The 13459-nt window shown below is 43.0% G+C and carries 12 protein-coding genes; 7 read left to right on the top strand and 5 right to left on the bottom strand.

Annotation, left to right across the window (positions count from 1 at the left end):
* Positions 1-84: 84 nt before the first annotated feature.
* Positions 85-1965, bottom strand: a complete 1881-nt coding sequence (locus tag IEV61_RS08220) for a gamma-glutamyltransferase family protein (protein ID WP_188415544.1) — start codon at positions 1963-1965, stop codon at positions 85-87.
* A gap of 546 nt (positions 1966-2511) precedes the next feature.
* On the opposite strand from IEV61_RS08220, the gene IEV61_RS08215 reads away from it, so the two are divergent.
* Positions 2512-2943, top strand: a complete 432-nt coding sequence (locus IEV61_RS08215) for a hypothetical protein (protein WP_188415542.1) — start codon at positions 2512-2514, stop codon at positions 2941-2943.
* Positions 2944-3066: 123 nt separating this feature from the next.
* On the opposite strand, the gene bshB1 is transcribed toward IEV61_RS08215, so the two are convergent.
* Genes bshB1 through IEV61_RS08200 form a run of 3 tightly spaced genes read right to left on the bottom strand, consistent with a single transcriptional unit; the run spans position 3067 to position 4919 of the window.
* Positions 3067-3786 (bottom strand): bacillithiol biosynthesis deacetylase BshB1, encoded by a 720-nt coding sequence (bshB1, locus tag IEV61_RS08210; protein ID WP_188415640.1) that lies wholly within the window; start codon positions 3784-3786, stop codon positions 3067-3069.
* The gene (locus IEV61_RS08205) at positions 3786-4304 is read right to left on the bottom strand and encodes a glutathione peroxidase (protein ID WP_188415540.1); all 519 of its coding nucleotides are present in this window, start codon (positions 4302-4304) and stop codon (positions 3786-3788) included. Before IEV61_RS08205 ends, bshB1 begins: the two co-directional genes overlap by 1 nt.
* A complete protein-coding gene (locus IEV61_RS08200) occupies positions 4305-4919 on the bottom strand; it encodes a DUF4294 domain-containing protein (protein WP_188415539.1) in 615 nt (204 codons plus the stop codon).
* Positions 4920-5026: 107 nt separating this feature from the next.
* Between IEV61_RS08200 and IEV61_RS08195 the strand changes: the two genes are divergently transcribed.
* The 5 genes from IEV61_RS08195 to IEV61_RS08175 all read left to right on the top strand — a co-directional run bounded on the left by IEV61_RS08195 (position 5027) and on the right by IEV61_RS08175 (position 11158).
* Positions 5027-7258, top strand: a complete 2232-nt coding sequence (locus IEV61_RS08195; protein WP_188415536.1) for a RelA/SpoT family protein — start codon at positions 5027-5029, stop codon at positions 7256-7258.
* A 136-nt stretch (positions 7259-7394) separates the two neighbouring features.
* On the top strand, positions 7395-7862 hold the full coding sequence (locus tag IEV61_RS08190; RefSeq protein WP_188415535.1) for a Fur family transcriptional regulator: 468 nt from the start codon (positions 7395-7397) through the stop codon (positions 7860-7862).
* A gap of 205 nt (positions 7863-8067) precedes the next feature.
* Positions 8068-9345 (top strand): adenylosuccinate synthase, encoded by a 1278-nt coding sequence (locus tag IEV61_RS08185; RefSeq protein ID WP_188415534.1) that lies wholly within the window; start codon positions 8068-8070, stop codon positions 9343-9345.
* A 362-nt stretch (positions 9346-9707) separates the two neighbouring features.
* A complete protein-coding gene (locus tag IEV61_RS08180) occupies positions 9708-10316 on the top strand; it encodes a GIN domain-containing protein (RefSeq protein ID WP_188415533.1) in 609 nt (202 codons plus the stop codon).
* A 119-nt stretch (positions 10317-10435) separates the two neighbouring features.
* Positions 10436-11158: a head GIN domain-containing protein gene (locus tag IEV61_RS08175; protein WP_188415532.1), complete on the top strand. Its 723-nt coding sequence runs from the start codon at positions 10436-10438 to the stop codon at positions 11156-11158.
* A gap of 45 nt (positions 11159-11203) precedes the next feature.
* On the opposite strand, the gene IEV61_RS08170 is transcribed toward IEV61_RS08175, so the two are convergent.
* Positions 11204-11437 carry a hypothetical protein gene (locus IEV61_RS08170; protein WP_188415531.1) on the bottom strand — a complete coding sequence of 78 codons (234 nt, stop codon included), beginning with the start codon at positions 11435-11437 and terminating at the stop codon, positions 11204-11206.
* A 273-nt stretch (positions 11438-11710) separates the two neighbouring features.
* On the opposite strand from IEV61_RS08170, the gene tig reads away from it, so the two are divergent.
* Positions 11711-13063: a trigger factor gene (gene tig, locus IEV61_RS08165; protein WP_188415530.1), complete on the top strand. Its 1353-nt coding sequence runs from the start codon at positions 11711-11713 to the stop codon at positions 13061-13063.
* Positions 13064-13459 lie beyond the last annotated feature (396 nt).

Here is a 13459-nt window from a genome sequence, read left to right as displayed (position 1 = left end):
TCGTTACAAAAAAAGCTAGCTGACCTCATGAGGGTCCGCTAGCTTTTTCTATGCGTTAATTTTAGCAAATAAGAGCCGAATCTGCTACCAACCTATTCCGTAATCTTCACCATGATTGCTCGAACCTCCCCAAAAGCTACCATGCTTCCAGTCGAAATAGATGGCGTTGATGGGGCCGCTGGTGCGATCGGTAAAGCTGAGGGTATAGCCCATTTTTTTGAGGGCATTGCGTACTTCCTCTTTGGTGTTGCTGTTCAACAGAATTTGTCCCGGCTTTGGCTCGCGGTCGGCAGTTTTAGTGCCGCCTAAAGAAAGCCATAATTGGTTAGTATTAAAGTTAGCTGCTTCGGTTGCCTTTTGAACGGTCATGCCAAACTCGGCCACGTTTAAAAAGAACTGTAACAGGTTTTGGTCCTGCGTATCGCCGCCCTGTACCGCTGCCGACAGATAGGGTTTACCATCCTTCAAAAACATGGAGGGCGACAGCGTTACCCGCGGCCTTTTGCCCGGCGCAACCACGTTAAAGGGGTTTAAGGCCGAATCGAGCACAAAGCTTTGCATACGCTGGCTCATGCCAATACCTGTATTACCTGCAATACAAGCCGGCAGCCAGCCACCGCTTGGCGTAACCGATACTACCCAACCTTCCTTATCGGCCGCCTCTATGGAGGTAGTACCGCGCCATAATCTATCTTCGTAAACCTCCTTAGGGGTATTGTTCCCTAAATCATGTGTTGGTGCGAAGTTGCGTATGGTGGTATCCATTTCAAAACCGCGTTGTTTGAGCAGGTTAATGTAAGGGTTCACCTTGCCCTCGAATGGGTAAGGGTTGCCTGGGCCTATCCGCGCATCGTTCTTGTCAAAACCAATGAGGGCAGCACGCTGCTTGGCATAATTTTTACTTAGTAAGCCTTTCATAGGTTCGGCCGGAGTGGCATAAGGGTCGCCGTAGTAAAAATCGCGGTCGGCAAACGCCAGGTTCATGGCTTGGTACAAGGTATGAATGTATTTTGGGCTGTTATAGCCCATGCTTTTCAAATCAAAGTTTTCGAGAATGTTCAAGGCCTGCAGCAAAACCGGGCCCTGTGTCCACTGCTTTAGCTTATATACATCAATACCCTTGTAGTTCACCATTAAAGGCTCCTCTTCAATCGGCTTCCATTGAGCCAGATCTTTCATGGTAATTAAGCCGCCTTGCTCCTGGCAGCCGCGTACAAACTCCTGTGCTATATCGCCTTTATAAAAGCGGTCGTAAGCTGCCATCAGCGCTTCTTTACGGCCTTTACCTTTTTTAAGGGCAGCCTTTTCGGCGGCTACCATTTTGGTCAGGGTATTTAAAAGATCTTTCTGCACAAATATTTCGCCGCCTTCAGGAGCCTCGCGCTGCTGGCCCGCGTGGGTCAGGAACACTTTAGCACTATATGGCCATTGTTTGATCTTGTCTTTATCGCGCTCCATGGCGTTGGCTGCCTGTGCCTCTATGGCGTAACCTGCTGCCATGTGCATAGCCGGCGCCAGCACTTGTTCCAGGCTCATGCTGCCATAGTTGACGAGCATATAGATCAGTCCGCCGGGCGTGCCCGGTGTAGTGGCAGCCAGCGGACCATACTCGGGTGGAAAATTATATCCTTTACCTTTGAAGAACGCCACCGTTGCACCTGTTGGTGCAACACCCATGGCATTAATGGCAATTACCTTTTTTGTTTTAGGATTGTAGATGAGCACCTGCGTTTCGCCGCCCCAACTTAGGGTATCCCACATGGTACAGGTAGCTGCCAGCATAGCACAGGCTGCATCTACCGCATTACCTCCTTGTTGAAATATCATAGAGCCCGCCGTAGCCGCCATGGGCTTACCCGTAATAGCCATCCAATTAGTGCCATAAAGCATTGGCTTTTGAGTAGGCTGTGCCATTAACGATTTGGCAAAAATGATAAGGGCTAATATTGCGGTCAGTCGCTTCATAATATGAATATAAATTAAATACAGGCTTTATGATTGATTTACTTTAGCTATCATACCAAAGCCCGGCTAACTACTAAAATGAACAAAACGATTTACAGGAATTGTTGAGACATTGTTAATTTCAAACGTCAAGATAAGCAAAATCCTAATTTAAATATCATTATGATACATTATGCAACTTCAAATTACAAACGCTGTGTGTATCAAACCCATCATTTGAAATTCACAATATGATAAATATTTAGATTATGATAACAACGGCTCGTTTTTTGCAAAGATTGTATATCGTAATATTAACGCTTTAAAGCACGTATTTCTATCCGATACTTATTTAAATGCATTTATAACTTGTAATAATATTGCTACAAGCTGCATTTTTCAATCTCACAATTTAGGTTTTACGTTACATAACATACTAATACTGCGATTTGACGTTCTATATGTTCTTATTCTTTGCAACAATGATATATGACAATGAATTGCAAAGGAACATTTAGCTGTAATACTTAACATTATTTGTGAACACCCTACTACAATAAAAATAAAATGAGCAAACAAACGGAGAAATTGAAAAAACAGCTTCTCGAAATTTCTGATGTGATCAACGCATTTCAATCTGAAGCCGTGCAGGTGAAAATTATTGACAGGCTGTTAGACACCATGATTGATTGGGATAAGGAAAGTGAAGAACAACAGGGTAAAAGGTCGCGTAGTTACCAGGGCGAAGAAGGAACTAATAACAGGGAATCGGCCAGCCGCAAACCTGGTGCTACCAAAGTGTTGAATCAGTTGTTACAAACCAACTTTTTTGACCATCCGCATTCTATAGCCGACATAGCCACCTATTGTAAAGATCAATACGATTCAGAATTTAAGACATCAGAGCTATCGGGCATATTACTTAAACTAAGCAACGAAAGTAAATTGCGCCGTGAGAGAAGCGAAGAGAACAACCGCTATGAATACGTAAGAGCGTAACCCCCCCAGCCCCCCCAAAGGGGGGGGTATTGGCTTGGTTACAAAACGAAAAAGCCGGATACAAATTGAATATTGTATCCGGCTCTTTTATTATTGCTACTCTCCCTTCAGAGAGCTGGAGGATTATCTCAAATCAAATAAACTTTCTACCCCTAATATTTTACGGCTTAAAAAGCCTTCGGCGTATTTGGCTTGTATGGAGCGGCCAAGTTCGCGATCGCGTGCTTCCACGTTATTTACGAACTCCGGCGAGGAGATGTAAGTTTGAGGCTCGTCTGCCCAGTCGGGATTGTGAAACTGCGAACCGTATGCCATGATACTGGCTTTTTTGGGCTCCCAATATTCTGAGATATCAACTAAGATATCGGGTTTAATGTACACATCCTGTATAAAATGCAATAGTTGTTTTGGGCGCCAGGCTTCCTGCGGTTGCCCGTTATCAAAAGTTTCTATTTTACGCAGTCCGGCCAAAAAGCAAGAGGCTTGTACCAGGTCGCTCGCACGGCCATGGTCGGGGTGGCGATCATAGTAGGCATTGGTAATTACTATTTCGGGGCGGTAGCGGCGTATAACCTCTACTACCTTAAGTTGGTACTCGGGCGTGTTTTGAAAAAAGCCATCAGGTAAACCCAGGTTGTCCCTTACAGCCAGCCCTAATATTTTACCGGCAGCTTCCGCTTCCAGCGCCCTGATCTCAGCCGAGCCGCGGGTGCCCAGTTCGCCACGGGTAAGGTCAACAATGCCCGATTTTTTGCCATCCGCATTATGCTTCAAAATTACCCCAGCGCAGCCCAGTTCGGCATCATCGGGGTGTACGGGTAGTACTAAAATATCAAGCTTGATCATGTGGTAGCGTAGGCTGGGTTTGCGGTCAACAATTCGCCTATCTTCTTCTTTACTTTAGCCGATGTTGGCTTGGTAAAGGGGTAATAGTAATCTATAACGTGGCCGCTACGGTCTACTAAGTACTTATGAAAATTCCACAACGGCACCGATTGTACCTTGCCGTTTTCACGTTTGTTACCCAAAAATCTGAACAGCGGATGCGCATCCTGCCCTTTAACCTTGAGTTTGCTGAACACCGGGTAGTGGGCGCCAAAGTTTATTTTACAAAACTTGCTGATGCCCGAACCATCCAAAGGTTCTTGTCCGCCAAAATCATTCGACGGAAAAGCTAAAATTTCAAAATCCTGCCCTTCAAACTCGTGCCTTAAAGTTTCCAATTCTTTAAGCTGTGGGGTAAAGCCGCATTGCGAGGCTGTGTTAACAATTAATAAAACTTTGTTTTTATAATCGCTCAAGTTCACTTCTTCACCGTTCAATTTTTTAACATTGAACCGGTAAATACTTTGTTCGTCCATTTAATTGTATCTGTTAGAATAATAGCCGGCCTGGCGTAGTATGGCCTCAATATCACGTTCCTGATCCTGATCGTACTCTTCTTTTAAATTGTGGCCAAATATACGCGCTACCGACTGAAACATAAAGGCATGAAAGCTGCCTTTTAACTGTTTTGCCAATTCGTAGCTGGTGGTACCCGTTTCGCGGTCGATTAATTTGATCAAAATTTCGCCCTGGGTTATGGTTAAGTTTTTAACTTGGGTGTTAAATAACTCCTTTACTTGAATTTCACATGCTTTAATGAGTTCTTTTTGTTTGCCTTTATCATTTGTGGTGGCAAGGTCGCGTTGCAGCTGGCGGTATTTATCGCCGGCTATGCGTGCATAAGGTATAACTTTATAAACGTTGTATTTTAAGCGGAGGTATGCTTTGCGGTCGGCTTCGGTTTCAAATATACGGGCGGCAACAATGGGCACTTCTTGTAACACCACCCACGGAACTAATTCCCCGTTAAGTTCGGTAAGGTAAGCGCTTATGGTATCATTTTTGCCTATTTTGGGATGAGGCAACTGCGTTTGCGACCATACGCGGCCCACAACACAGCAAAACAGTAGCATCAAACCAATATATTTCATATATTTACTTAATACAAAAATAGTGCTATTTTTTAGTGAAATAAAAATTACAGGCAATAAATTTATTTGTTGCCCCATTATGATACTCTGATAACAAACGCTTATAAATGAAAGATTTAGTGATTGATCTTGAAGCCGAAAAAGCGGAAATTTTAAAAAGATACCGTGCGTTGCTGCGTGCATCAAAGTCTACCCTGCAAAAAGGCGACAAAACGATGATACGCAAGGCCTTTGACATTGCCCTGGAAAGCCATAAAGACATGCGCCGCAAATCGGGCGAGCCGTACATATACCACCCTATTGCCGTTGCCCAGATAGCTGCCGAAGAAATTGGCCTGGGTACCACCTCTATTGTGTGTGCCCTGCTGCACGATGTGGTTGAAGATACCGACGTTACCCTTGACGATATTGAACGCGAGTTTGGTAAAAAGGTATCGAAGATTATTGATGGCTTAACCAAAATTTCGGGTGTATTTGATACCAACAGCTCGCTGCAAGCCGAAAACTTCAGGAAAATGCTGCTTACCCTGGCCGATGATGTTAGGGTAATCTTGATTAAGCTAGCCGACCGCCTGCATAACATGCGCACCATGGAATTTATGCCGCGCGATAAGCAGCTTAAACTTTCCTCAGAAACTGTATACCTGTATGCACCGCTGGCACACCGCCTGGGGCTTTATGCCATAAAGTCAGAGCTGGAAGACCTTTCTATGAAGTACATGGAGCGTGAAACTTACCAGTTCATCAAGAAAAAGCTGAATGAAAAGAAGGCGGAGCGCGAGAAATTCGTGAACGACTTTATTCAGCCTATTAAGAGTGTACTGGAGAGCCAGGGATTGCAAGCCGACATATTTGGCCGGCCAAAATCTATCCATTCCATCTGGAATAAAATGAAAAAGAAGGCTATCCCTTTTGAGGAAGTGTATGACCTTTTTGCCATCCGCATTATATTAGACAGTGCAACGGATATGGAAAAAGCCGACTGCTGGAAAGCCTACTCCATAGTAACCGACTCGTACCGCCCCAACCCCGACCGCCTGCGCGACTGGGTATCATCGCCGAAGGCTAACGGCTACGAGTCTTTACACACTACGGTTATGGGGCCGCGCGGTCAATGGGTAGAAGTGCAGATACGCACCAAGCGCATGAACGAAATTGCCGAGAAAGGCTTTGCCGCGCATTGGAAATATAAAGAATCATCGAGCGATAGCGGTTTAGACTTATGGATACATAAAGTGCGCGAATTACTACGTAACCCTGATAGCAACGCGCTCGACTTTCTGGATGATTTCAAAATGAACTTGTTTAGTGATGAGATCTTCATTTTTACACCCAAAGGCGCGCTTATACAATTACCATCTACCGCTACAGCACTTGATTTTGCCTTCGAGATACACTCGGATGTAGGCGCCAGCTGTATTGGTGCCAAGGTTAACCACAAATTGGTACCGCTTAACTATAATCTGCAAAACGGCGACCAGGTTGAAATTATCACCTCCAGTAAGCAAACACCTAAAGAGGATTGGTTGAACATTGTGGTGACGGCTAAGGCCAAAGCCAAAATCAAATCATCGTTAAAGGAGGAAAAACGCAAGGTTGCTGAGGATGGTAAGGAGATTTTGGAGCGTAAGCTAAAATCGCTCAAAATCACTTATAACACCGATAACATACATAAGCTAACCCTTTACTTCAAGCTGCCTTCGAGCCAGGAGTTATTCTACAACGTAGCCAAAGGTATTATTGACCTGAAAGATTTGCGGGAGTACCAGTCGGCCGAGAAGGTGGTGGAAAACAAACCGCAGGATAAGATTGAGCAGGAACAGGTTCAAAGCCTCATGCGCAGTGTAAAAGCTAAGGATAGCGATATACTGCTTATTGGCGAAGACATGCAAAAGATAGATTACAAGCTGGCCAGCTGTTGTAATCCTATCCCCGGCGATGATGTGTTTGGTTTTATAACCGTGAGCGAAGGCATCAAAATACACCGTACCAACTGCCCTAACGCAGCTAAGTTGATGGCTAACTATGGTTACCGTATTGTGAAAGCCCGGTGGACTACCCAACACGAACTGGCTTTCCTTACCGGACTGCGCATTACCGGTATTGACGATGTAGGCTTGATTAACAAGATTACCACCGTTATATCAACCGACTTTAACATTAACATCCGTTCTATTACGGTTGATAGTGATAACGGTATTTTTGAAGGAACCATTATGGTTTATGTAAACGGTACCGAACACCTCGAAAACCTCATTAAGCGCCTTAAACAGGTAAAAGGCATAACCGGCGTTACCCGCTTCGATTCGGCCGCTACACCGTTTGAGAAGGCGTCTTAAGAGAGGTTGGTGAGTGGTTGATTAGTTGAATGGTGAGTAGTTGTTTATGCATTGTAAAACCATTCAACTACTTAACCCAATCAACCATTCACTAAAAAATAATTCCTAACTTTGACTCGTAACCTATTTAAATATTATGCCTCTACAGGAAACCATTGATATGGTTAAAAAGATTTTCGAGGCGTATCTCGAAAATAAAAGCTTGCGTAAAACGCCCGAGCGTTTTGCTATTCTTGAAGAAATTTACTCACGCAGTGATCACTTTGATGTGGAATCGTTATACATCCACATGAAAAATAAAAAGTACCGAGTAAGCCGCGCTACGGTTTATAATACATTAGAATTACTGGTATCGTGCGATTTAGTGACCAAGCATCAGTTTGGTAAAAACATGGCCCAGTTCGAAAAATCGTACGGTTACAAGCAGCACGATCACATTATTTGTATTGACTGTGGTAAGGTGGTTGAATTTTGCGACCCGCGCATACAGCAAATACAAAGCATGATGGGCGATTTGTTAAAATTTGAGATCAAGCACCACTCGCTTAACTTATACGGTAACTGCGCTAAGCTAAAAGAGGGTTATTGCGACCGCAGAAACTAATCAGTAATTATTACAAATTGGCATAAGCCGAATATTTTATTGATTAACATCTTTATAATCTTACTTTTGCAGCTTTGTTAAAGTAAGACATAAATTAAACGTAAATATGTCATGCCGAATTTATTTCGGCATCCCACGCATAGAGTAATACTTTGATGCAGGATGCGAAAATAGATTCGGCATGGTGTTTTCTAAAAAAAATTAAATGGCTGTTGATGTTTTATTAGGCCTCCAATGGGGCGACGAAGGCAAAGGAAAAATTGTTGACGTACTAAGTGCAGGTTACGATTTAATTGCCCGCTTTCAGGGCGGCCCTAATGCCGGGCATACCTTAGAGTTTGATGGTAAAAAGTTTGTACTGAACACCATCCCTTCAGGTATATTCTTTGATAACACCATGAACCTTATTGGTAACGGTGTGGTAATTGACCCCATTACCCTGAAAAAGGAACTGGATAAGCTTAAAGATGCCGGCCATGACTTACTGGCCAAAAAGAATTTAATGATCGCTAAAAAAGCGCATTTGATCCTGCCTACCCATCAACTGCTGGACGCTGCCTCTGAAAAGAAAATGGGCGAAGGCAAAATTGGTTCAACCTTAAAAGGTATTGGCCCTACTTATATGGATAAAACCGGGCGTAATGGTTTGCGTATTGGTGATGTTACCCTCCCCGATTTTAAAGAGCGCTACCAAAAGCTGGTTACTAAACACACCTCTATGCTTGAGGCGCTTTACGGCGAAGTGGTTGACTTTAGCGAACGCGAAGCGGCTTTCTTTGAAGCTCTTGAACTCCTGAAACAATTCCCGCTGGTAGATTCGGAACACTTAGTTAACGATTACCTGAAACAAGGTAAAAGAATTTTAGCCGAAGGCGCACAAGGCGCTTTGCTTGATATCGATTTTGGTTCGTACCCATTTGTTACTTCCTCAAACACCACTACCGCTGGTGCCTGCACTGGTTTGGGTATTGCACCAAGCAAAATTGGCGAGGTAATAGGTATATTTAAAGCTTATTGTACCCGCGTTGGCGGTGGCCCCTTCCCTACCGAGTTAGATAATGACCTTGGCGAAGAACTGCGCCAGATAGGCCATGAATTTGGCGCTACTACCGGTCGCCCGCGCCGTACCGGCTGGATCGATCTTCCAGCATTGAAATATGCTATTATGCTTAACGGCGTTACCCAACTGGTAATGACCAAGGCCGATGTATTGAGCGGTTTCGAAAAAATATACGCTTGTACTCACTACAACCACGCAGGCGAAGTAATTGATTACATGCCTTACGATATTTGCACCATTAAACCAGAACCTGTATTGCAGGAGATTGATGGCTGGCATGAAGACATTACGGGCATTACCGAAATTTCTGAAATACCGGCTAAGCTGCAATCTTATATTAACTTTTTAGAAGAGCAGCTGGAAGTACCTGTTAAATACCTTTCGGTTGGTCCGGATCGGAAACAAACTTTAGTACTGCATTAATAGCAGTCAACCTAAAATATGCTAACCGGCAGTAACGATGAGTTGCTGCCGGTTTTGTTTTTAGCAAGATTTATAGATTTATTTCTGCGGTAGACAATTATTTTTTCAAAAACCTGCAAACGAATAAGACGCTTATTTGCCAAATTTAATTTGGAAAGGCCTCCTCTACCAATACAATTAGCTGCCGTTTTAAACCCTTAACCCACTTATAAGGAACTACATTTCTATTGCCATAGATGCTAAACTGCCACTACCCCAAAATTATTTAAAAAATGTTGTAACGTTTTCAAATGAGTGTCGTCTTATGGATATATAACAAAAAAAAACAGATTTAATTCACTGATATTCAAAATATTAATTATATGAAAACTCAACTTATCACCCTTATCACATCAATTGCAATTATTGCTTCAATTACCAATAATGCTTCGGCCACCGTTAAGACCGACGAAAAAAATGCCATCGTTTTAACCGATGCCAGCACCACGAACATTAACAAAATAGAAGTTCGTGGCAACGTTGAACTCTACCTTTCGGATGGTACTGCTAACGAGGTAAAAGTTTACAACAAATACTACAGCGAAAGCGCCCTGGTGCAAAATCAAAATGGCGTGTTGCGCATCTCTTCTTACAAAAGTGAGAAACTGGTTGTATGGATCACCGTGAATGATCTGCGCTCCATCACCGCTTACGATAATGCCGAAATAAAAAGCTTTGGTAAGCTCTCGGCCATTGATATGAATATAAACCTTTATGGCAATTCATCTGCAAAACTTGATGTGAACATGTTTACCGCCAACATAAACGTTAACGACCGCGCCACAGCCGATATTAAAGGCGATGTAACCAACTGTTACTTAACCCACGACCGTTCGGCCAGTGTAAACAGCTCGGCTTTGGTTGCCAGCAAAATGGTAATTAACAATGTGGCACCTGTTGCGCCTAAAGGCCAGGAAATAGCCGGCATCTAAGCAACCCACTTTTAAAAGTTCTACATATATGCTAAAAAGCTGCTCAACTGAGTGGCTTTTTTCATTTTTAGCGTAACTTGAACCCGAAAAACATCGTCATCCCTGAAAGATACAAGATCATGAAAATCCGCAGCAGTTTTATAGCCGTCATCGTTATTATTTTAAGTGCAGCCACCTTATCATCTTGCCATATAGGCTGTATTGAAGGCACCGGGAAAAAGGTGACCGAAAACCGCAAGCTCAGCAACTTCAAAAAAATTGATGTTTCGGGTGAGTTTAAGATCAATTTAAAGCAAGACAGCTCCATGGGTGTAAGCGTAACCGCAGATGACAACCTCATGAAATACATTCGTACCGAAGTTAACGGAGATAAACTGCGCATTTACTCACGTAAAAATATTTGCAGCAACCAGCCAGTAACTGTAAGTGTTGGTGTAAAAAGCCTGGAAGAAATTAAGACCGCCGGGGTAACCACCATTGCCTCGGTTGGCCGCATAAATGCCGGAGATCTTACATTTAAATTTGCAGGTGTTACTAAAGTGGATATGGACCTGAGTGCTGCCGACGTAGAAACATCGGGAAGCGGCTCTACCGAATTAAATTTAAAAGGTCAGGCGGCATCGCATAAAGTAAATATCGCGGGCGTTGGCGAATTACATGCGCTCGATTTTGTTGTAGGCAGCTACGATATAAAAATAAGCGGATCTGGCGATAGCCAGATCAACGTGTTGAAAAGCCTGGTTACCCATATAAGCGGCTACTCATCCATAGAATACCGCGGTAATCCATCTGAGGTCGATACCAACAAATCGGGTGCATCTCAAATTAAAAAGATACAGTAAATAGCATTTAACTGCTAACAGCTTTGCTGCAAAACAAACAGCAGACTACATGGGCGGGCTTGGTGGTAACGGGTTAGGCACCGGGTTTGGCCTTGTATTAGGCACCGGCGAAGGTGTTAATTTAACACCCGGCGAGGTACCAGTAGAATCGTTATTGGCAGCGTTGGTAGGTACGGGATTGTTTTGTGCAATAGGCCCCGCTTTGCGGGTTTTACAACCTGTGGTTAATCCTATACTTAATATGGCTGCAAGGCCCAGGCCCAAAACTAATCTTTTCATGAAAGCGATTTAGTGTTGTAACACCCGAACTTGCTTTTGGTTTAAGCATAAGTAAACTATATCGGGCTTATATTTATTTAAGTCCATTTTATACTGCAATAAGTTGCTCTGGCAGGCACAAAACACAACTATTTTTTGAACCCTTTTACCACTATGCAGCTGATGATTAGGTAGCTGAAATAAAAAATTAATTCTTACCTTTGCGCTCCAAAACCACAAACGCCTTCAGGCCATAAACCGCTGGTTTTGTAATTACTATATCAGGTATAAATTATGAATATATCACAGGAAAAAAAAGATAGCTTAAACGCAGTTATCAAGATCAACATCAACACCGAGGATTATCAGGCCCGTGTAAACAAAGCTATTAATGACCAGGCTAAAAAAGCCACTATACCAGGTTTCCGCAAAGGCATGGTGCCGGCATCGCATATTAAACGCATGTATGGTAAAAGCATTTTGGTTGATGAGATCAACAACCTGTTATCAGATACCCTGAACAATTACCTGAACGAGCAGCAACTGGAAGTTTTAGGTCAGCCCCTGCCAAAGGTGGATAATGCTAAAGAATACAACTGGGATTTTACCGACAACTTTGAATTTAATTATGAAGTTGGCTTAGCCCCTGAATTTACGGTTGACTTCGGACCTGAAGATAAACTGACTAACTACAAAATTAAGGTAGATGACGAAACGTTAGCATCGCGTATTAAAAACCTGCGTCGTAGCTATGGTAAAATGACAAACCCTGACGTATCGGCAGATGATGACGTACTATACGGAGAATTAGCTCAACTATCGGCCGATGGTTCTGTTTTTGAAGGTGGTATTAATAACGTTACCTCTATCCGTTTAGATCAAATTACCAATGAAGCCGTTAAAGCTTCGTTAATTGGTTTGAAAAAAGACGATGTAGTTGAATTTGATATTCAACAGGCATTTGATAACGATGCCGCCAAGGTAGCCGGCTTATTAAAAATTGAGGAAGCAGAAGCTGCTGATTTGAAATCGAAATTCCGCCTGACGGTTAAAAATGTAAACCGTTTAGAAGAATCAGATTTAGATCAGGCGTTCTTTGACAAAATATTTGAACCTGGTACGGTAACTACAGAGGAAGAGTTCCGCACCAAAATTACTGAAGAGCTGGAAAGCATGATGGTTCAAGATGCAGATAATAAACTGCAGGGTGAAATGTATAAGCACGTGCTTGACAAAATTAACTTTGAACTGCCCGACGAATTCTTGAAACGCTGGTTAAAAGCCACCAACGAAAAATTGAGCGATGAGGAATTACAAGGCGGTTACGATGATTTTGCCAAAAACCTGAAATGGACCCTCATTGGTAACAAAATTGTTCGCGATAACGACATCAAGATAGAATACAACGAAGTATTAGATCTGGCTAAAGCACGTATAGATGCACAATTCAGAATGTACAGCCAGCAGCCTATCAGCGAAGAGCAATTAAGCCAGTACGCTGTTCAGTTCTTGCAAGATAAAGAGAATGCCAACCGCATTTTTGAAGAAGCAAAATCTTTAAAAGTGTTTGAGTACCTGAAAACCAAGGTTACGCTCAATGAAAAAGAGATCACTTTTGATGAGTTTAGTAAATTGCCACAAGCGTAATTAACCTCACCTGATTCCTCTCCAAAAGAGAGGACTTAATATATTTTATCCTCTTGTCGCTCCCTCTCCTTTGGAGAGGGCTGGGGAGAGGTAAAAAGAGCAACCTCTAACAGGGTTGCTCTTGTTTTTTGTAACAAACTTAGTTTACCTGCATTTGTTAAGGATACGGTTTTGAAAGTAGCTGTAACTATTTGGTAAACTGCAAGCAGCGTTAAGGATTGAAGCGGATACCGGCCACGTGGCTAATGCCCGTGCAGTATGAGCGGAAAGCCTGACCCGGTAGGGTAACGCACTTAATGTAATTGATTACCATAAATTAGCCGGCTTGTCAGTCTTAGCTTGTCGAAGACTTAGCACGTCAACAAGTCTTCGACAAGCTCAGACTGACAACAGCAA

Source organism: Mucilaginibacter galii (genome assembly GCF_014635825.1).
Lineage (GTDB): Bacteria > Bacteroidota > Bacteroidia > Sphingobacteriales > Sphingobacteriaceae > Mucilaginibacter > Mucilaginibacter galii.
The sequence above is the reverse complement of the archived record's forward strand: the minus strand, read 5'-3'. Positions and strand labels throughout refer to the sequence as shown.